Annotated in this window: 19 protein-coding genes; 7 read left to right on the top strand and 12 right to left on the bottom strand. The window is 39.1% G+C overall.

The genetic code is table 11. The annotated features are described in order from the left end of the window. Positions 1–16: 16 nt before the first annotated feature. The 3 genes from DI060_RS10110 to DI060_RS10100 form a co-directional block, all read right to left on the bottom strand. Positions 17–700, bottom strand: a complete 684-nt coding sequence (locus DI060_RS10110; protein ID WP_108976394.1) for an SCO family protein — start codon at positions 698–700, stop codon at positions 17–19. Next, complete coding sequence (locus DI060_RS10105) at positions 687–1217, bottom strand: toxin-antitoxin system YwqK family antitoxin (protein ID WP_135355037.1); 531 nt, start codon at positions 1215–1217, stop codon at positions 687–689. The genes DI060_RS10110 and DI060_RS10105 overlap by 14 nt, the downstream gene beginning before the upstream one ends. 62 nt (positions 1218–1279) lie before the next feature. After that, the gene (locus tag DI060_RS10100; protein WP_108976555.1) at positions 1280–2173 is read right to left on the bottom strand and encodes a YHYH protein; all 894 of its coding nucleotides are present in this window, start codon (positions 2171–2173) and stop codon (positions 1280–1282) included. A 330-nt stretch (positions 2174–2503) separates the two neighbouring features. Between DI060_RS10100 and DI060_RS10095 the strand changes: the two genes are divergently transcribed. Next, positions 2504–3862 carry a PP2C family protein-serine/threonine phosphatase gene (locus DI060_RS10095; RefSeq protein ID WP_108976392.1) on the top strand — a complete coding sequence of 453 codons (1359 nt, stop codon included), beginning with the start codon at positions 2504–2506 and terminating at the stop codon, positions 3860–3862. A gap of 4 nt (positions 3863–3866) precedes the next feature. Here DI060_RS10095 and DI060_RS10090 read toward each other — a convergent pair whose 3' ends face one another. After that, positions 3867–4904: an alpha/beta hydrolase family protein gene (locus DI060_RS10090; RefSeq protein ID WP_108976391.1), complete on the bottom strand. Its 1038-nt coding sequence runs from the start codon at positions 4902–4904 to the stop codon at positions 3867–3869. 7 nt (positions 4905–4911) lie between these two features. Between DI060_RS10090 and DI060_RS18965 the strand changes: the two genes are divergently transcribed. Beyond that, the gene (locus tag DI060_RS18965; protein WP_167836977.1) at positions 4912–5064 is read left to right on the top strand and encodes a hypothetical protein; all 153 of its coding nucleotides are present in this window, start codon (positions 4912–4914) and stop codon (positions 5062–5064) included. A 37-nt stretch (positions 5065–5101) separates the two neighbouring features. Next, positions 5102–6277, top strand: a complete 1176-nt coding sequence (locus DI060_RS10085) for a M14 family metallopeptidase (protein ID WP_108976390.1) — start codon at positions 5102–5104, stop codon at positions 6275–6277. 18 nt (positions 6278–6295) lie between these two features. On the opposite strand, the gene DI060_RS10080 is transcribed toward DI060_RS10085, so the two are convergent. From DI060_RS10080 to DI060_RS10070, 3 genes are read right to left on the bottom strand one after another with little or no spacing between them, the layout of a single operon-like run. Continuing rightward, positions 6296–6952, bottom strand: coding sequence for a hypothetical protein (locus DI060_RS10080; RefSeq protein ID WP_135355036.1), 657 nt, complete (start codon positions 6950–6952; stop codon positions 6296–6298). A 13-nt stretch (positions 6953–6965) separates the two neighbouring features. Beyond that, positions 6966–7745 carry an Ig-like domain-containing domain gene (locus DI060_RS10075; protein WP_108976388.1) on the bottom strand — a complete coding sequence of 260 codons (780 nt, stop codon included), beginning with the start codon at positions 7743–7745 and terminating at the stop codon, positions 6966–6968. Further along, complete coding sequence (locus DI060_RS10070) at positions 7742–8998, bottom strand: hypothetical protein (protein ID WP_135355035.1); 1257 nt, start codon at positions 8996–8998, stop codon at positions 7742–7744. The genes DI060_RS10075 and DI060_RS10070 overlap by 4 nt, the downstream gene beginning before the upstream one ends. 417 nt (positions 8999–9415) lie before the next feature. On the opposite strand from DI060_RS10070, the gene DI060_RS10065 reads away from it, so the two are divergent. Further along, entirely contained in the window at positions 9416–10927 is a 1512-nt protein-coding gene (locus tag DI060_RS10065) for an Lcl C-terminal domain-containing protein (protein ID WP_108976386.1), read from the top strand. Between the two features lie 43 nt (positions 10928–10970). Here the strand turns inward: DI060_RS10065 and DI060_RS10060 are convergent, their stop codons facing one another. Then, the gene (locus DI060_RS10060) at positions 10971–12116 is read right to left on the bottom strand and encodes a DUF418 domain-containing protein (RefSeq protein ID WP_108976385.1); all 1146 of its coding nucleotides are present in this window, start codon (positions 12114–12116) and stop codon (positions 10971–10973) included. A 137-nt stretch (positions 12117–12253) separates the two neighbouring features. Here DI060_RS10060 and DI060_RS10055 point away from each other — a divergent pair, with 137 nt between their 5' ends. Together DI060_RS10055 and DI060_RS10050 are read left to right on the top strand one after the other, a co-directional pair. Then, positions 12254–12778: an SRPBCC family protein gene (locus DI060_RS10055; RefSeq protein WP_108976384.1), complete on the top strand. Its 525-nt coding sequence runs from the start codon at positions 12254–12256 to the stop codon at positions 12776–12778. Positions 12779–12894: 116 nt separating this feature from the next. Continuing rightward, positions 12895–13494 (top strand): TetR/AcrR family transcriptional regulator, encoded by a 600-nt coding sequence (locus DI060_RS10050; RefSeq protein WP_108976383.1) that lies wholly within the window; start codon positions 12895–12897, stop codon positions 13492–13494. A gap of 288 nt (positions 13495–13782) precedes the next feature. On the opposite strand, the gene DI060_RS10045 is transcribed toward DI060_RS10050, so the two are convergent. The 4 genes from DI060_RS10045 to DI060_RS10030 are packed head-to-tail and all read right to left on the bottom strand — an operon-like array spanning position 13783 to position 16946. Beyond that, positions 13783–14907, bottom strand: coding sequence for an SMP-30/gluconolactonase/LRE family protein (locus tag DI060_RS10045; protein WP_108976382.1), 1125 nt, complete (start codon positions 14905–14907; stop codon positions 13783–13785). Between the two features lie 7 nt (positions 14908–14914). Further along, complete coding sequence (locus DI060_RS10040) at positions 14915–15508, bottom strand: START domain-containing protein (RefSeq protein ID WP_108976381.1); 594 nt, start codon at positions 15506–15508, stop codon at positions 14915–14917. Positions 15509–15513: 5 nt separating this feature from the next. Beyond that, positions 15514–16305 carry an SDR family NAD(P)-dependent oxidoreductase gene (locus tag DI060_RS10035; RefSeq protein ID WP_108976380.1) on the bottom strand — a complete coding sequence of 264 codons (792 nt, stop codon included), beginning with the start codon at positions 16303–16305 and terminating at the stop codon, positions 15514–15516. Between the two features lie 47 nt (positions 16306–16352). Continuing rightward, on the bottom strand, positions 16353–16946 hold the full coding sequence (locus DI060_RS10030) for a TetR/AcrR family transcriptional regulator (protein ID WP_108976379.1): 594 nt from the start codon (positions 16944–16946) through the stop codon (positions 16353–16355). A gap of 178 nt (positions 16947–17124) precedes the next feature. Here DI060_RS10030 and DI060_RS10025 point away from each other — a divergent pair, with 178 nt between their 5' ends. Beyond that, positions 17125–18777 carry a glycoside hydrolase family 13 protein gene (locus DI060_RS10025; protein WP_108976378.1) on the top strand — a complete coding sequence of 551 codons (1653 nt, stop codon included), beginning with the start codon at positions 17125–17127 and terminating at the stop codon, positions 18775–18777. The last annotated feature ends 4 nt before the right edge of the window (positions 18778–18781 follow it).

Raw genomic sequence — 18781 nt, 5'->3', positions numbered from 1 at the left:
TCAAGCTAAAAAAACTCTATTTACCTGCCAATAGCTCATATTCGGCGACCAGTCTCTCTAAATCCCCAGTGCCTTTGGCTCTGTAGACCCCCCGGAGGTAGTTTTGGGTATCGAGCAAAAATACATTTTCCGTGTGGACAAAGTCTTTCCAGTCATACTTTCCTTTGATAAATTTCACATCCGCCGAAAACTGATCGCGTGCTAAGGAATGGATCTGCTCCCTATCTCCCGTGAGAAAAATCCAATTGGATTGTTCAATTTTATAGCGAGATCTGTATTTTTTTAATTCTTCTACTGTATCTTCTTCAGGATTGATGCTTACCGAAAGAACTATGAGCTTCTTCTGGTTTTTGAGTTTGGGTAAAAAACGAATCAAATTGCTCGTGATCATTGGGCAAACGCCCGTACACTTTGCATAAAAGAAAACTATAATTTTGTAATGATTTGGATATTCATCCAAATCAAATGTTTTGTTTTGTTCTGATACCAAGGAAAGATTCAGGATACGTTTGAGATCTGAGGGAAGATCTCTATCTTCGCTCCAATAGGGATCGAGCAAAGCCCCTTTGAAATAGGGTAGGATACCAGGAATCTGTTTGGATACAAATGTTAGGTTTGGGTCGATATTTGGTTTCTTATCCTTACACCCTAAAATTAGAGAACAAAGTGAAATCAAAAATAGCAAGTTAATTTGTTTCATTGTTTACTTCACTGTTTTTGATCGGTTTACAAACTTTACTTCCAGGGAGTCCGTAAGAGCTTCCATCTTCTTGGAATACAAGATTCATATATATCTTCCCCTCTCGGTAGAACTTTTTAGCTCCTAGAATCTTTCCTTCGGGCGTATACTTTTCATAGAGTGCAAGTTGTCCGTTATCATGCCATTCCATACGGTCATTGACATAAAATCCATTTTTGAACTCTGAAAAACTTCTGTTCTTTCCATTCAAAAACCAAGTATAAGAATATCCGTTTTGTTTACCATTTTTGAAAGGAGTTTTTTGCAATAAAACACCTGAGTCATGGATAACGGTAAAATCTCCATGCTGAATTCCATTGTCAAATGTAGTCAGATGGGTCTCACTCACCGCTGGGATGTATTGGCGAATGATACCGGAGAGCAATTGGTTTTTATGGACCATCACACCAGAAATCATTTGGAGATCTGGGTCAGTTGCTTCATAGATTTTTGCTTGGCATTGGAGAGTGAGAAACAAACTGAAAATCGCCCATCCCTTAGCTAGGGATAGACGATATAAATGGTATCGAAACATAGAAACTAGTTATTGGTCACTGATCCTATATTGCCTCGGAAGAAAGAACCCATGAGAGTATAGATAGTAGCAGTTGAATCATAAGCATAACGGTAATGGTAGGTTCCATTCGGAAACTCTGCGGTTGTACCTGTTGTTCCATGAAAGGAATCTAAGGTCGGAGCCACTCCGGCATCATTTTTTTGACCGTAAATCGGGTAACCATCCAAGGCTATGCCTATCAACTTAGCATTGTTACATGCACCTGAATTGCTCGTATTCGCTGCTCCATCACACACTTTTGGTACAGCGGCATGGTGGTGGTAAACTCCTGTATTTTGTGGGTGTCCTTGGAAGTTATCAAAAGTAGTCGCTTCTGAGGCGAGAACATCACCGGGAGCTGCAGCATTGTTATAAATCGCTAGCCCATTGCGCGTCACACCAATAGCGACCAGGCCACCTTGGGTTGAGACTGTACCGGATCCTGTTGTTGGTGTTGCCGGGATGGTAAAGGTAAGGTTTTGTGCAATGATTACGTTTGTACCAGCACTCGAATTGCCAGAGGGAAGAGCTTCGTATAAGGGTGCGCTTGTAACACCTGTTCTACTTGCGTAATAGTAACTTTTGGTATTGGGAAGGTTTTTGGTTTTGATTACGTAGTTGGAGCCAGAGACATATCCAACCACACAAGTAAAATTGTTTTTGATCCAGGCAGGGAGATTGCTATCCAAACATGTCACCACACCATTCACACAGCCTGTAGCATCGTTGAGTGTGGCAGTAGAGGGAGTCACGGTGGAGGTGGTGGTGCTTGTGCTTGCACTGCAACTTGAATTTGCGCTTGCGATCGCTGCCAATGCCAGTACCAAAGTTTGGTTGTCATCGTCCTCTTTACCTGTAATTGCATCGCAATTGACCATTGTGCATAGAGAAAGTACAACGATCCCAAAACGAGATCTCTGAGAAAAAGTCATAAATGCTCCTCTTTAGGTTTCCTAAACGAGAAAAAGCTATATGCTTTTGCGCCTATGTCAAGGAAATTCTAGAATGAATCTGATTCTATTTCTAGAATTGATGGACATTTTGTTCGTTAATTAGATTTATTTTGTGCAATGCAAGATTAAGATAGAACATTTGGTTTAAATCAGGTGGAGTCCAAGTTAAGAATTGAAACTATTTTGTGATCAAATCTTAAAATAAGAAAATTTGAATATAGGTGAAAAAAAAAGAAGCAATTCGATTGATACGGTATGCAGCCTTATTTGGTTCATAGAATCCGAATTTTTAATGTAGCAAGAATATTGATTTCCTTTGTTTCTATATCCTATCTAAAGATTTTTCATGAACTTTCCTTTCATCTAAGTTTATTATTACTTTTCCATATCATCTTTAGTCTTTTTTGGGTGATGTTTTCCGAAATGAAGTTGTTGGACAAAAATCTCTCCAATTTGTCTATCCGAATGTTCTTCCCTTTATTTATTGATCTAATGGTAGTTAGTGGACTCATCGTAGCTTCCGGAAATTTGCGATCTCCTTTATTAGGATCATATTTTGTATTTACCACGATTGCTTCTGTAAGTGAAAACAAAAGAATTGGGATATTTACAATATTTGTATCTGTGATCTCCTCTTTATGTATGGGTATCTTTGCCGAAACTGAGTTTATTCGCAAATTCTATATTGCAAATATAGCAAAGAATATAATTTCCGAGGAGACTACAATTGTTACTGTTTTTTGGTTAGCGATCGGTTTGTTTGCCAATTTTACAATCGTCTTCCGCTTTGTCCAAAAAAGTCTGGAAGAGAATCAAAAAGCCACCTTTGCCAAAGAGAAGGCTGAAAACTATCTGTACAAATTAAAAAAAGACCTACGTTTTGCGGGAAACATCCAGAGAAATTTGTTGCCATCCCAAAACTTCCAATTTGATGAGATTCAATTTTCTACTTGGATTCGGCCGTTGACTGAAGTAGGAGGGGATACATTTGGTATTGTTCCTTTGCAAGAAAAGAAACTTCGCATTTTTTTAGTCGATGCAACAGGTCATGGAATCGAAGCGGCACTCATGACACTTTTAATCCGATCCGAATTGTTAAAATTTATGTACCAATCGATTCCCTTGCATGATGTATTAAATCAATTCAACAAAGTATTCATCGAGAATTATCAGAAATTAGGATATTTTTGTACGATCGCATTGTTGGAGATAGATTTATCCAGTAAAACACTCGTATATAGCTCGGCTGGTCATCCTACTCAGTATTTACGAAATGGAAATCAATGGCATCATCTGCAATCCTATGGAAGGATCATTGGACTTTCAAAGGAAAGCGAGTTTGAGTCAGTATCTCTTCCCTTACAGGATAGTTTCACCTTCTTCCTTTTTTCAGATGGAGTATTTGAAGAAATTTCGAAAGATGGAACACTTTATGGAGAAGTCTTATTGGAAAGAGATCTCCAGGAAATTAGCGGACTATCTCCCGAGGATATTTGCCAAACAATTGAGGCAAGACTTGAAGAGCATCGGTCTACAAAAGGGTATCGAGATGACATTTCACTCGTTGTCGGCAAAGCCAATCTTGCCTATCCCTCTTCAGTTAACAAAATATAGGTGCTTAGTTTGTCGCATATTTGAAAAAAAATGCAAATGAACGAATCAATTTTGGCAATTCAATGAGTGAGAGTAGGGAAAAACCAGTATCACCATGTGAGATGAGATTGGTTTTGCATACATTCCAAAGCGAGTGGTGTTTTTTGAGTTCTTCAGCCATTAGGTCAGCTTCACTGGCAGGCACTACATCATCCTTATATCCGTGTACGAGGAGAACGGGAGAGCTTACCTCTTTTAAATGCTCCAAAACAGACAAATCCGATAGTAGATGTTTACTCTCTCCACCATTCCCCAAAATCCTTTCCCAGTGATATAATCTTGTCTCTGCCTGTGATCGAAGTTGATTGAATAGAGTTATATTTTCTTCAGACATATTTTTAAGAAAGGGGGCCAAACGTTTGTCATGCTCTTTGAAATAGTTATCCAAGAGTGCAAATCGTATTGCTTGGTATAATTCTTGATTTTCACCTATCGAAAGAGGTAAAAAATTAAGTAGAAGGATCATCCTTCCATATTCATCTAAGTCTTGGTTTGAAAAAAGATTTTGGATCACCGTTTTTACATTTCCATAGGCACCTATACTACAGATTGCATTTGTGATTGGTTTCATTCGTTTGTCGGAGCTGACGATGAGACTCAAAGAGCCTGAAAAGGATGGAGCAAATAAGGAGACCTTTCCGGAACTGGTAAGTTCTTCCCTGGAAGATATCCATTCAATAGATTCGCGGATGAGAGATATATTTTCTTTTGAAATGTAAAAATTGCAAATATCTTCATAATAGGGGCTAACGACCGTAAAACCAAAGTTTTGTAGACTCTTATTCACAATGATGAATCGTGGGTCGCGATTGCCAAGTGGGGCTAGTCCATTGATCGTGACAATGGTACCTAGGCTCCTTCCCTTTGGGATATAGACATCCGCATTCAATTTTTGTTTGGAAGTTTCGATCTGTATTTCTTCTACGGATGGAAGGGTAGAGTTTTGTATTTGTAGGTCTTTTAAAAAATGAATGGTTTTCCAAATGTATTTGAGTTTCTGCATGCTTCGTATGTCCAATACTGCTCTAAAATTGCAACGAGAACAAAGGTTTGGAACAAAACGAATGCATTACATTTCAATGGCAGAGCCATTGCAAAAAGAAAAACAAATCAAACAGAAAGAAAAAAATTCTGTTGATGAAGTCTATGGTACAAAAGTATAGAATTTGAACGTATTGATTCATTTTTTTCTCTCCATTTATGACAAATACATTACATACAAATAAAAACCAATCTGCCTACACCAAAGCACTGTTTTTTGAAACATACGAGGAGTGCCGAAAGGATTTTCTAATTCTAACAAAGAAAGTAAAAAAGAAATTTCCTGAATCCAGGATTGAGAAAATTACGTTTTCAAAGGTAGAGGATCCCATTGATTCCTTCTTCTTTCAGCCAAAGAAAAAGCGAAGCAATAGGTTAATACTGATTACCTCTGGGATTCATGGAGTGGAAGGATTTACTGGCAGCGCAGTCCAGCGTCTTTTTTTACAGGAAATCTTATCTGGAAATTTTGCGAAAGGTTGTGATTACTTCTTTTTGCATGGCATCAACACTTTTGGTTTTAAAAACCGAAAGAGAGTCAATGAAAACAATATTGATTTGAATCGTAATTTCTTTTTTAAGAAGGAAAAAATTCCAAAAAAAGAAAGAAACTTAGGCTACCGTAGATTTGCCTCATTTTTTACTCCGAAATTTCCTTTTACTTTTTTACCACTTGAGTTTGCTATTTTCTTTCTTCGATTTTTGGGCATCATGCTTCGTATTGGGATTACAAATTTTTCGAATGCCTTTGTGAGAGGACAATATGAGTATAAGGAAGGACTCTACTTTGGAGGGAAGAGGCCAGAGACGGTTGTTAAACGCCTTAAGAGAAATTTTAAAGACCAATGCAAAGGATACAAATCTATCCTCCATTTGGATCTCCATACAGGCCATGGAGAGGCGAATGATGTTGTGCTCATCCAGAATGCTGATTTAGGAAGCAAAGAAGATCAATTCATTTCTCAAGTTACAAATGGTCAATCTCTACTCAAACCGGGATCAGGTGGTGCTTTCTATAAAACTGCAGGAGATTTTACAGATCTATTGTCCAAAATTCTACCTAATGACAAAGAAATCATACCATTAACTGTGGAGATTGGCACAACAGGAAATACCAAATTTTTACAAGCCGTTTGGACGAGTTTTCTCATCGTTGCAGAAAACCGAATCCGTCATTATGGCTCTTGGTTCCAAAAGAACAGGTATGCAATCGAAGAAAAATTCTTTCGGTATTTTTATCCTGATTCCGAATTTTGGCGCTATACCATCTTAATGAAAACACGTGATATGATGCATGAAATCATCCGACAGTTTTGTGAGTTCCCAAGTAAATAAAGCCTGTAAATAATTTGATTATAGACAACAAGCTACTGGATTGCTGGTATCACAAGTCTTCCACGTAACCCCTCCAGACTCATTTGCAGTCCCCCCTTGTGCGGCCGATGCACTCGTCCAACCATTGCAATCATAAACATTCAATGAAACCGTACCCAACCAATAGCCATAAGCTGAAAACCAACTAGGCTCAGCTACGCTAATCCCTTGTTGGCGTGTTAAAGACATCTCATGAGCAGTGCATACATGCGCATTCGTATTGCCGCAAGCCGTTGCACAAGCTGACCTAAGCCCCGTAAAGCCGCCTGCATTCCCAGTCGTACTACTTGTCACTCCACAATACAGTCCTAAATTTCGAGAAGAGATTCTTCCATTGACAGATAGAGTAGAAGAGTTCGCAAGTGTTGACGTGTTCAGCATCAATCCGCCACCTGCAAAGACGGCATTGACTCCATTCTTTGTGAAGTCTGGTATAGACTCAATGGCAGTCCTCAATGAAGAAAAGTTGGTATTCAAATCATTGGCTTTAATGACTTGGCCGGAAAAAAACGTATTGATTGTTCCGGTAATGGTAATGGCAAATATATCGAATGTATAGATACCAAAGGCAAAAGCAATGCCAGTGATAAATCCTTTTGTTCCTAATTTGGAAAGTTCTCTCAAAGTTTCTTTCATGCATTTGTCCTCATCAATCAAAGATACAAGAATTAAAAATACCAAAATCATACTGGCATGTACTAGAAGGAGTGCTACTAGTGGAAAATACCCAGGAATAGGGATCGGACATAGAATTTCCAGCAAGATCCTTGACTCCTGTACGCAATGTAACGATGAAAGGGGTAAGGCTTGCCAAATTAGGACTTGGCACAAAAGCCAATGTTCTATCTGTTAGGTTGATATTCCCTGTTGGATTTCCAGAGATTGTAAATTGGTTGCCGGCTAAACTAGTTGGGTCTATAGCCTCTGTGAATGTGATGATGATGGTTCCGTTTGGGGGGAACCCAGTCTCCCCTGCTTCGGGCGATGTGGAGCTGACCCTAGGTGGTGTGATGTCAATTTCTGTACCAGTCGAGAAAGTAGAAGTAAACTCCGATTCCAACCCATTCTCCTTCGGGATTTTGATCGTAAATGTAGTGTTTGGTGAAAGGAACTCTTTAGGTGTAAATAAAATGTATTTGCCTGAATAGTTAAAAGTTCCATTTACTTTTTCTCCATTTGAGGAAAGGATTTGAATCTCAGAAAAAATTCCCGTATTTTTAGAAAAACCTATTAAGATATTTGTATTTCTAAAATTGTTTGTCGATGTATCTTTGGGAAAAATACTACTGATGACAAAGGGTGATTCGTCACGGAGTAGTATACTTAAAAGTTTCAAAAGGTAATCTGAGCGTACCTTGGAAATATCCCAAGGGTTACATGCTACAAAGCAACAACAGACCAAAAGAAAGAACCGCTTCCTAAGCTTCAAAACAAATACCTGAGTTCTAGAGAATAAACCGATTCATTCATTTTTTGGCCGTATACATTTGTCTGTGGTTTCATCTGAAAGTGCATAGAAGCTTTTGGCAAAACATTTGGCAGACTGGGTAAGTAATACGTATCTACCAATGAGAATAGGTATACCAGTCCCAATAAAGAGACCGATTCTCTACTCTCTGCAGCCGATCCCTCGAGCCTCTGTAGTGACCTTTGTTCATTCCAAAGGCTTATGAGATCAAGCGACCTTGTATTGCTTAAGAGAAGAATGTCTTTACTTTCCCTATAATTATCCTTTTCATTCTGGAAGGACTGGTAGTCAGTATATGCTTTAAACATAAGGATACTGGAAATTACACCAAAAGTCAGGCCGCGGTAGAATGCAAAATTTTGCTCTTTTTCCTTTCCAAAATTGATCTGACCAAATCCAGGGAAGTAGGCGGACTGTTTTAAGTAGATTAGGTTGGGAATATTAGATTTGGAGTAATATGATACATCGTAATATTCTAAAATACCGCCTGCAATTTTTTTACTAAACAACTCTGATCCACTGGCTATATCTTTAGATCGTTCGATAACTTCGCTTTCCGCGAACTCAATTCGCTTCTCGCTGGGATCAACTACCATTGCGTTGAGATATAGAATGTTTCCCACTTTGGTCACTTTACCAGTGATCAGCCTTTGCGCATTTAAAAGTGAACCCAATAACATATTACAATCTTTACGATTGGTTTTGCAGTCCGGATTGAATTTTTCCTGTTCTGACTTTATCTTTTTTAATGACTGGGGGTCAATGATGGAAAAGAGATTGGTTTGAACTAGGGTGGTGGAAAAGATTTGGTTGATGGTTTCGATCTCACCCGAGCTCACACCCTCTCCTGCCTCGAGAGGGAGAAAGGCAACGGTAGGCTTTCCACCTATCTCCGATTCCCAATCAAATTGTCCCAAGAAGGATTCAGCCATCCGGATCCTTTCCTTGGCCAGTTCATCGCTTGCAGAGATGGGCTTTTTTGTGGGCTTAGTTGGTGCAGTGCCAGGATCGTTTAGAAGCACAGGACGAAGTTTTAGCGAAGCCAATTGTTTTTTGGGAAAGCTCTTTTTGGTTCCATTCCATTCAAAGACAACAAAGTCCGATTGAATCTCTGATTTTACATTTTCAAATTTTTGTCCATTTTTCAAGACGATGGTATCTCCAAAGACTTGAGAAGATAGCAAAAGGAGAAGGAAGAGACCAAATCTAAACATAAATCGCTTCAAAAGGATGCTCCCATTCATTAGGCTGTCAATCGAATTGGAGGTTCCTTTGCTAAAAAGTAAAGTTTAGGAAATTACAGAGTGACATTCTATCCTTTTCAATTGATGGAATTGGAGCGGTAGTAACACCTAACAGATTGCATCGGCGATTGGATTTGTTCCGTGTAGAGTGGCTTGGAAAAATGATCTAATTTATCTTTGTCTTGGAGAGTATTCTACGGAGAGATTTGCTGGATTTTCCACCATTGTTGCTCTATCAATAGCTGAATTGGATGCTATTGTTTTTAAAATTCTAGCAAGTCTTTAATTTGCAAATAAAATCAGTCTAATGAAAGTAAAGGACATAAAGCTGGTCATTTTTTTATTGCTTTACACTCGTTTGACATTAAGTTAGAAAATCCATAAACGATGGGATCTACCTCTCGCAATCTGATCATAGTGGTTTTCGCAATTTTGTTTTGTGCATGTAAACCACCTTCATTGAACAATGAATGCGACAAAAAATCTTTCTCCTTAGAAGACCAATGGATCGCCGATCAGATCTTAGCAAATAATCCTACATTTGATCGACTGGTATTGAAGTTAATCGTACCAGATCGCGTATCACTATGCTCAAATCAAAATCGCACTGTAGGGACAAATTTGACTGCCCCCACTCTCACTTCCTTTAGTTTCAAAGGGTCATTAAACAATTTAAACCAGGATTATGTAGGAACCATCTCCGAAAGCATCATTTCGATTCGCTTCCCATATGGAAAAGCAAATCAGATGATACCTAGCATTGTTTCAGATTCTGTGAGCATCAAAATAGGTGATCTGACTTTCAAAGACCAAGAAACCGTTATTGATTTTTCTAAAAACCAGACTGTAGTATTAACAAGTGCTAGTGGCATTCAAAAAACTTATACGATTACTCCTTATTTTTTGACTCCGGTTGCGGATACTGGCCAGACAAAGTGTTATGTAAATGATGCTACCGCGGCGGTCTGTTCTGCTGTTACAGCTACTATGGCAAACCAAGACGGAGAACTTCAAAATTTTCCGAACGCCAAAAATGTGCAACTTAGTACGACTACAACCAATTATCCAAATGATCCGATCAATATTGATACCTTGAAGGGGATTGTATGGAAAACCTGCCATCAAGGATTAACAGGAAATAGTTGCACGGGCGGAACTTTCACTCAGTATACATATGCAAATGCGGTCACGCAGTGTGACAATTTGAATTCTGTGAATTCTGGACAAGGCTATGCAGGATTAAAACAATGGCGGCTTCCTACAGCGCAGGAGTTAAACCAACTGATGGAGCACAATACGGCAGGGACAACTCTCCATTGGAATACGACTTATTTCCCTAATACTCCTTCTACGGCAGGTGCAAACATGAATCGCTGGACTTCGTCTTTGCTTCTTCCTGCGGCAAATTCCAGTTTAGCCTTAAACGAATTCTTAACCGTACAGCTTTTAAGCGGAACAAATCCAGTACATTGTGTCAATGGTGTGTCTCCTCCTAGTTTTGATTTAAAGGATAATGGGGATGGAACTGTTACTGACAACAGAACTCTTTTAGTTTGGCAAAAATGCTCTGCTGGTCAAACCAATGATGCAAATTGTACGGGATCCCTTAGCACTGACAGTTGGTCTGGAGCTCACCAATATTGTAAAAATTTAACCTTAGGATCTCGGTCTTGGAGATTGCCAAACCTGAATGAATGGTTAAGCCTTTTGGATATGTCAAAATCTACGTATTATGATACTGTTTTGTTTCCAAACATGAGTTCAGGCACATTTCATTCCTCTTCTACTTTAACTAGTAACGAATATTATAATCATTTGCTTGTTCTGTCGATACCCAATACACAAGGGATTTCAGGCAAACCAAATAACTATAATATCAAATGTGTGAGCGGCCCTTAAATAGGTTCAATAGCAATTCCTGACTCTTCGCCGGAATTGCCTTTTATGCATAGGTCCATTTTCGCAAAAGCCATTCCATCGGACCAAGTTCAAACCTAGATTTCCAGAATGCTGAGAATACAAGGTTAAGACCGTAAATAGGTACGGTTAACAAAAGCACTATCCCGGGATGGAGGTAAGAAAAATAACCTAGACCCCAACCATCGAAGATAAAAGTGCAAATCAGAGATTGGGAAAGGTAATTGGTCAAGGACATCGATCCTGCTTGTGATACATACCTGACCAGAGCACTAGATTCCCATTTTTTAATAAATAGAAAGTAGATAATTCCATAAACGTATAACAAAGCATAGCTGATTCCTCCGAAGGCAAGTAAACTTGAAGGTAAAACACCCAAGAAAAAATGGTCTGGATAAAATTGACTGAGCGTATAACCGAAGTTTGTAATGGTTCCAACTAAGAATAGATATCTTTTCTTTCCCTTACCATATTCCCATATCTTTTGAGGGTCAGCAAAAATTTGTAGTTTGCCTGCCCAAAGACCTATCAAAAACATCATTGCGGCAGTCGGCACATTGAATAGAAGAATGAAAGGAAATGCAATTCCATAGTCGATGATTTGTTGTTCAAAGTTTTGTTTGAGGCTGCCCAAGTGGTTCACAATGGAATCTTGGGTGAGTTTGTTTGCTAATTCCTTTCCATCGGAAAAGCCATAATAACTTACGAGGCCAAGTGCAAAATAGGCAATAAAAGATAGGATCCAAAAGCATAAAATATATCGTTTCCATACATGGTCTTTGTCTTTAAGGTAATATAACATCAGCCCTAATAGCGAATACGAGACTAGGATATCTCCTTCAAACAGAAAAAAGGCATGTAGCAAGCCGAGAATAAATAGACCAAATAACCTTCGTAGGTAGATACGTTTTGGATCCTTTCCTTTTGCTTCAATGCTTTGCAATAGAATGGCAAATCCATAACCAAAAACAAATGAAAAGAGCACAAAAAACTTTCCAGTAACAAAGAACATATAGAGCGCTTTTACGCACTTTGCCGCTAAGTCTTGGAAAGTTGAATCAATATAGATTGGTGCAGATAAAATAGGGATATTGGACACTAGGATTCCAAACAAGGCAAATCCTCGTAAAAAATCCAACAGGAGAAGCCGCTGGTTCTGGGTGGTATTCATAGGCACAGAATAGACCCTCAGGTTTTTTTGTCAACATACATACCGTCGGTATGTATGTTTTGTACATATTTTCTCAGTTTTTAGTTTGCATTTTTTTTGTTTCAAGGGTAACTTTTGCTTTTTACGAGAGGTAAACGATGATAAAAAAAATCCTTATCGGACTGGTATCCTTTATAGCGATCATTTTGCTTGGTGCTGTATTTCTTCCTGCACAGTATCATGTAGAGAGATCTATTACAATTAATGCTAGCCCAAGCGCGATCTATCCGTTTCTGAACAATTTTTCCGAATGGGACAAGTGGTCCATTTGGGCAAGCCTTGATCCAAACCAAAAACTAACGGTAACGGGCGAAGTAGGGAAGCCTGGCCACAAACAAGAATGGGATGGACCCATCAATGGAAAGGGTTCTATGACCATAGAGTCCTATGAAACAAATTCCTTCATCAAGATGAATTTAAAATTTGATGAACCACAGCCTATGCTTGCAACCTCAAAGTTTGAATTGAAAGCGGATGGTAACCAAACAAAAGTCATCTGGCATAATGAAGGTGATTTGGATTTTCCAATAGGCCGCTATTTTGGGTTATTTTTAGATTCTATGCTTGGAAAAGACTTCGAATCAGGCCTTTCTAAGTTAAAAGAAGTTGTAGAGAAAAAATAAACCAAACTAAACTACCCAAGTTCAAAATACGGGAAAATACATACTGTCGGTATGTATTTTCTTCTTGTCTTAACTAAAAGTAAAATCATCTTGGATGTTGACCTTTTATAAGGAGTATGTCCTTGGCTATTTCTCATAAACAAAACGAAAAGATCATTCAAGGTGAAGAAACCAAAAAAGCAATTTTAAAAATTGCTAAAAAGCTTTTTGGAAAAAAAGGCTATAATGGAACATCCATCGAAGATATATTAGGCGAGCTCAAAATGACAAAAGGAGCTCTCTACCATCATTTCTCCAATAAAAGAGAAATTTTCTTTGAAGTATGCAAAATTATCAACCAAGCAGAAACAAGGAATTGGGAGACTATGACATGGAAAGAATTCAAACAGTCCCTAAACCATTTATGGGACCTTGCCGATGATCCTGATTTTGTACAGATATGGATCAAAGATTGCTTTAGTGTTCTCAGTTCTGATGAAATTTTTAGTTTAGATGAAGACTACGTGATCAAACCATTTCAAAAATTCTTGGAAAGAATGTGTAAAGAAAAGCAGATTGTTTCCCTTCCCAGTTTCGAAGAGGCACATCTTTTGGTAGGTCTAGTCAACCAAGGACTTTGGCTTTTATCCACAACTGAAAAAAAGGAGAGGCCAAAAACCAGGCAAAATTTGAACAAAATCATACTTTCGTATGTAAACTTTCGAGAACTGCGATAACGTTTTTGCAAGTATACACTAGTACTTCGAATCCACAAAGAGTTCCGTAACGAAAGGGAAAATTCTTCCAAAGTTCTACACCACAAAGAGAATCATGCAGAAAAAAAATGACAGGTGTTTCTCTATTGGATAGATCCGATATCCTGAAGTAGATATTTTTATTTTGGATGGTCAGGGATACATCTTTATATCAAGAACACATAGATCAAAGGGAAAGTTAATGTTTAAAACTTTGTAAGGAAGTAGAAACCGCTTCTCCTCCCCGATAGGCCTGGGGAGGAGAAAAGTTCAATGCCCAATTCGGCCTTGGCTACCAGGTTTGTAACGAAAGAGTTGAAAAGGTGCATGTTCCAATATCTTTGCTTTGGGCTGTAAGACCAAACTTGGGATATCACTATCTGCGATGTATAAATATCCATCTGGACCCCAGGACAGTCCGTCCGGCCAACGAAACCGTTTGCTCTGGATTGAGTATACCAATTCACCATTTTTACTTAATTTAGCAATTGCTTGGTGTTCGACATCTGTTAGGAAGAGATTGCCCTCATTGTCGATGGTAATCCCATCAGAGAGTATTTTGGGACCAAAATCTTCTATCGATGCCTTTAGTTCATTTTCTCCCAATGATTCATCAATTAACTTGAGAAAGGGGATACGATACAAACGATCATGCGTCATTGCTGCAAAGTACACCCATTCTGATTTTGAATCTATGGCGATTGAGTCAATTCCAGGTTTCATCGCAATGAGTCCTCCCAGACGGGACATAGGACCACTATATGCTTGGATCAAAAAATCTTTTGGTTTAACTTCCGGGATGTTTTCTAATGCTCTTCTTTCTCTTTTGTTTCGTATGTCATAGAGAACAAAGGCTGGCTTTTTGCCAAAAAAGTTTACATCTGCAATGATCACGTAGTTTCCGCTTGGGTCTATAACCAAATCTTGCAAGTAGGATAATACAGGAGCCACTTCTTTGGAAAAAGTATGGTCAATCTGAATGGATCCATTGGAGAGATCAATGGCGACGAGCCTTGCTCCATTGATTCCATTGTCCCCATGGTCTATCGTCCAGAGTCGGTTTTGGTCATCAATGCGGATACCTTGTGGAGAGTGATAGAGTTTTTCCTGTAGTTCCGCACTAGGGTAAGGAACAATCTGTCCGTTTTTGATTTCGGCAACTTTGGCAAGGCTAGGTTTACCTTCTGGATGTAGTGTAATGAATACTCTTCCTTCCTTTGAAACTGCTATATTTCCAGGAGCTTCAGGCAAATCAGCAACCAATTCAAGATTTGCGTCTGTCAGGAGACTTTTTAATTTTGGGTCAGGAAATATTTCACCCCCTCCGTATAAAAGTCGAATGGTGATGGCAAACAAGAGAAAGAAAACACCGATAGAAAGAAGTAGTTTTTTCATAATGCTCTCATTTCCCTGGGGCAGCCAATTCCCTTAACTTCACCAAAGCCTTGTAAGGTGAATCTGTTACCGAACTATTGGCAACAAATGCGGGAATATTTCCTGCAGGGTTAGCGTGGAGTTGGTAGATTACCTTTGTTTGGTTTCCTGATTTTTGAAGAGACCAAGATCCTTTCAATTCCGGAATTCTAACGAGCCCAGCTTTTTCTGGGATTTCATTGGGAACAGCTTGTACAAGGATATTGATATTTCCCTCTTTGTCTTCTTTGGCCTCAAATCGATTGATGGTATCCCGATTTTGCAGTGGGAAAGGAACCTTGGTGACGAAGTACACATACCAATCCTTTTGGCTTGGTCGTTTGAGTACCTTTGACTCAATGCAGTCTGGCCACCATTGCACCATTGTATCAGCATTTTGTAAAATGGCCAGAATACTTGCCGGGCTTGCATCAACGATAGTCTCTGCTTTAAATTCTTTTAAGGAGCTGCCCGCAACCTCTCTCGTATAGATAGTCACCCCACCTTTTTCTAAGGCTTTCTCCCATGCTAACAGAGGTGAAATGGTTACCAATGAAATAAAAATAACAATCATCTGTCTCATATCGATTATCCTTTGGGCTTTAATAATTGGTATGCCGTTGAAATGGCCATCTTTCTTGGAGTAAACCGAATCGACCAAGCTAAGAACCAATTCATGAATCCAGGAATGGTGGATGGCTTTTTTCCTAAGTACTTCAAACAACGAGCCACCACATCAGAAGGTTCAGACCAACCCGCGAGTGGTTTTTGTTCTTTGTTCCCTGCAACTGCTTGGAATTCTGTTTTTGTGTAACCAGGAGTAAGGCAAATGACATCTACACCTTTGTGTTTTACTTCACCATACAAGGCTTCTGCGAAAAGTAAATTCCAAGCCTTTGTCGCACTATAATTGGCAAAGAATGGAGTTGGTTGGTAAGAGCCAACGCTCCCTAAAAAAATAATGCCACCTTTCTTTTGTTTCACCATCTTTGGAAGGAAAAGCCCCGTAAGAGCTAAGGGAACGCGGATGTTTAGATCGACCATATTGATCTCAGTATCAAGAGGCAACTCATCAAAGTAACCGTAGGTTCCAAAACCTGCATTGTTGACTAGGAGGCCAACATCCCATCCCTTTTGTTGAATCTCTTTTTGTATCCTTTCGGGGGTACCAGCCGTTGTTAAATCAGCTTCGATGATCTGAACCTGCACTTTATAGTTCTTTGCCAAACTATCGGCAACCGTTTGCAGTTTGTCCTTACGCCTAGCCACAAGAATCAAATTCATCCCTTTTTGGGCCAATTGTTTTGCAAATTCTGCCCCCAATCCTCCAGAAGCACCGGTGATGAGTGCATAGGAACCGTACTTTGTTTTCCAATCCATAATCTACCTCTGGTCTATATGAATGAATATTCATTCATTTTTGGCAACTATTTTTTCCGGATCAAATCCCAAGCTTGCGCCACCGCGGATTGGAAATTTTTTGCATTTGCTTGCAAACTTCCTTTCTGAATTGCCTTAAAGATCCCAACCACCCCACCATCTAAAATCGCAAGGAGAAGAGCAGGAGGCACATCTACCACCCATTTTTTCTTTTGTCCTTCTTTTAAAAATTGGAAGAGAAACTCCTCGATCTCTTGGTCGATTTTTGTGTTCTCTTTGGAAAGGTAAGGGAAGTGGTAATGGAGAGATAAAAATTGGAAGGAAGTAGGGGCATCAATAGCAAACTTCAAATAACTGGCATAAAGCGACTTTAATTGTGATTCATAATTAGCGTTTGGATCTAAGGAATTCCAAAGCCTTTCTTTGAGTTCTAATTTTTCTTTTTTCCAGAGAGCGTTAACCAATTCTTCTTTGTTTTTGAAATAAAGATATAAAGTGCCACTTGCTACGTTGGCAAGTTTTGCTATCTCGGGCATTGTGGTCGCTTCGTATCCCTTTTCGGCAAAGAGAGCTAGGGCAGACCTTAAAATCGCTAAGTCTTTATCCATTGGTTTTGCCTGCAAGGGCTGCTTTGCTTTCATAAAAGAAACAATTGGTTGGGCACTCTTCTCGTCAATCCAAGAATTTTTGCATGGAATGGTTTCTTCTTTTCATCTTTTCTTTTACAAATTAAAAAAAGTGAGTAAAATAGCACCTAGACCATTTTGCTTTTGAAAAATATCGCCTAGGTAGGTGTTAAATGGCTAAGGATGTGTTAAAATGAAAAGCCCTTGGTGGAAAAAGACAAGTATTTACCAGATCTATCCATGGTCCTTTTGTGATTCTAACGGAGATGGAATTGGAGATCTGCAGGGTATCATTTCTCATTTAGATGACCTACAAGAATTGGGCGTGGAAACCATTTGGTTTTCTCCTTTTTACCTTAGCCCTGGTAGAGACTATGGCTATGATATATCTGATTATCTTTCAATAGATCCAAGGTTTGGGACCAAGGCTGATTTTGATCGTTTGGTCAAAGAGATACACAAACGGAAAATGAAAATTGTTTTGGATATGGTGATGAACCATACTTCGGATGAACACCTATGGTTCCAAACATCTAAGTCCTCACGTAAAAATCCGAAACGGGATTTTTACATTTGGAAAGAGGGCCAGGGCAAAAGACCTCCGAATAATTGGAAGTCAATGGTAGGTGGCTCTGGTTGGCAATATGATGCCCATACGAATGAATACTACTACACAAACTTTTTACCATTTCAGCCAGATTTAAATTATAGAAACCCTGAAGTCAAAAAACAGATGTTTGCTGTTTTGGACCATTGGCTGAAACAAAAAGTTGACGGTTTTCGTTTGGATATCTTTAACTCAATATTTAAGGACGAATTGTACAGAGATAACCCCAAGTCAGCCAGATTTTTTCCTAGTCCAGACAACCATGATGAGGCTTTTTTCCAAAAAAAAACTTTCAATCTAAACTTACCTGAATCCTTTCAATTTGCCAAGGAGGTTCGAAAGAGACTTTCTAGATACGCTCATGAGCCTTTTTTAATCGGTGAAGTAAGTGGAAGTGATACTGTTTTAAAATCTTTTTTAGGAGAGCGCTCGGATGGCCTACATCTAGTGTTCCAATTTGAATTGATTCACTTCCAATGGAAGGCATCCTTCTTTAGAAACATCTTACAAAAGAATGAACAAGTTTTCCCTTCACCCTATATGCCTGTTTATGTTTACGGAAACCATGACCAGAGGAGGTATATCGATAGGATCCAAGGAAATCCAGAGAAGGCAAAGGTCCTCTCTACATTACAGTTTTTTGCTCGTGGGATTCCTGTTATTTATTATGGCGAAGAGATAGCAAGAAAGGAAGGACGGATTTCCAATTGGTCAGGACAAGATCCCATCGCCAAACGGAACTCATTTGTTCCACTCTGGCTTTCAAATCTACTCGGGATTTACATCAACCGAGATAATTGCCGTTTGCCGATGCTCTGGGACAATAGTAAAAATGCCGGTTTCTCCAAGGGTACACCTTGGTTACCTCTTGGTACATTTCGTCCAGAAGATACGGTAGAAGTCCAAAAAAATACAAAAGGTTCCCTTTGGCAGCATTACCAAATTCTCTTTCGTTTGCGCAAGTTGAACCGAGTATTTACGGAAGGTAGTCTTTCCATAGAACAGGAAAGACATCCCAATGTGCTTGTCTTCGAAAGGAAGTTGGGAAAGGAAAGGGTTTTTGTATTGCTGTCCTTTTCCGATTCGCCTATTGAGGAGAAATGGAAAGTTTCAGCAGAAGTTCTCCATTCATTTGGTGCTGTGGAAAAGTCTAACGATTCAGTTCGCATCCTTGGGATAGGTGGAATCGTTTGGAAACATAGGGAGATTGTTTCCAAACCTAAACCCAAATTTTCCTAAAAAA

Source organism: Leptospira ryugenii, assembly GCF_003114855.1.
In the GTDB taxonomy this organism is placed as follows: domain Bacteria; phylum Spirochaetota; class Leptospiria; order Leptospirales; family Leptospiraceae; genus Leptospira_A; species Leptospira_A ryugenii.
This window is presented reverse-complemented; position numbering and strand designations above follow the sequence as displayed.

Coding starts and splice junctions, on each gene's coding strand:
- DI060_RS10110 (WP_108976394.1), bottom strand. CDS start 700: ATGAAACAAATTAACTTGCTATTTTTGATTTCACTTTGTTCTCTAATT.
- DI060_RS10100 (WP_108976555.1), bottom strand. CDS start 2,173: ATGGTCAATTGCGATGCAATTACAGGTAAAGAGGACGATGACAACCAA.
- DI060_RS10095 (WP_108976392.1), top strand. CDS start 2,504: ATGCAGCCTTATTTGGTTCATAGAATCCGAATTTTTAATGTAGCAAGA.
- DI060_RS10090 (WP_108976391.1), bottom strand. CDS start 4,904: ATGCAGAAACTCAAATACATTTGGAAAACCATTCATTTTTTAAAAGAC.
- DI060_RS18965 (WP_167836977.1), top strand. CDS start 4,912: ATGTCCAATACTGCTCTAAAATTGCAACGAGAACAAAGGTTTGGAACA.
- DI060_RS10085 (WP_108976390.1), top strand. CDS start 5,102: ATGACAAATACATTACATACAAATAAAAACCAATCTGCCTACACCAAA.
- DI060_RS10080 (WP_135355036.1), bottom strand. CDS start 6,952: ATGAAAGAAACTTTGAGAGAACTTTCCAAATTAGGAACAAAAGGATTT.
- DI060_RS10070 (WP_135355035.1), bottom strand. CDS start 8,998: ATGTTTAGATTTGGTCTCTTCCTTCTCCTTTTGCTATCTTCTCAAGTC.
- DI060_RS10065 (WP_108976386.1), top strand. CDS start 9,416: ATGGGATCTACCTCTCGCAATCTGATCATAGTGGTTTTCGCAATTTTG.
- DI060_RS10060 (WP_108976385.1), bottom strand. CDS start 12,116: ATGAATACCACCCAGAACCAGCGGCTTCTCCTGTTGGATTTTTTACGA.
- DI060_RS10055 (WP_108976384.1), top strand. CDS start 12,254: ATGATAAAAAAAATCCTTATCGGACTGGTATCCTTTATAGCGATCATT.
- DI060_RS10050 (WP_108976383.1), top strand. CDS start 12,895: ATGTCCTTGGCTATTTCTCATAAACAAAACGAAAAGATCATTCAAGGT.
- DI060_RS10045 (WP_108976382.1), bottom strand. CDS start 14,907: ATGAAAAAACTACTTCTTTCTATCGGTGTTTTCTTTCTCTTGTTTGCC.
- DI060_RS10040 (WP_108976381.1), bottom strand. CDS start 15,508: ATGAGACAGATGATTGTTATTTTTATTTCATTGGTAACCATTTCACCT.
- DI060_RS10035 (WP_108976380.1), bottom strand. CDS start 16,305: ATGGATTGGAAAACAAAGTACGGTTCCTATGCACTCATCACCGGTGCT.
- DI060_RS10030 (WP_108976379.1), bottom strand. CDS start 16,946: ATGAAAGCAAAGCAGCCCTTGCAGGCAAAACCAATGGATAAAGACTTA.
- DI060_RS10025 (WP_108976378.1), top strand. CDS start 17,125: ATGAAAAGCCCTTGGTGGAAAAAGACAAGTATTTACCAGATCTATCCA.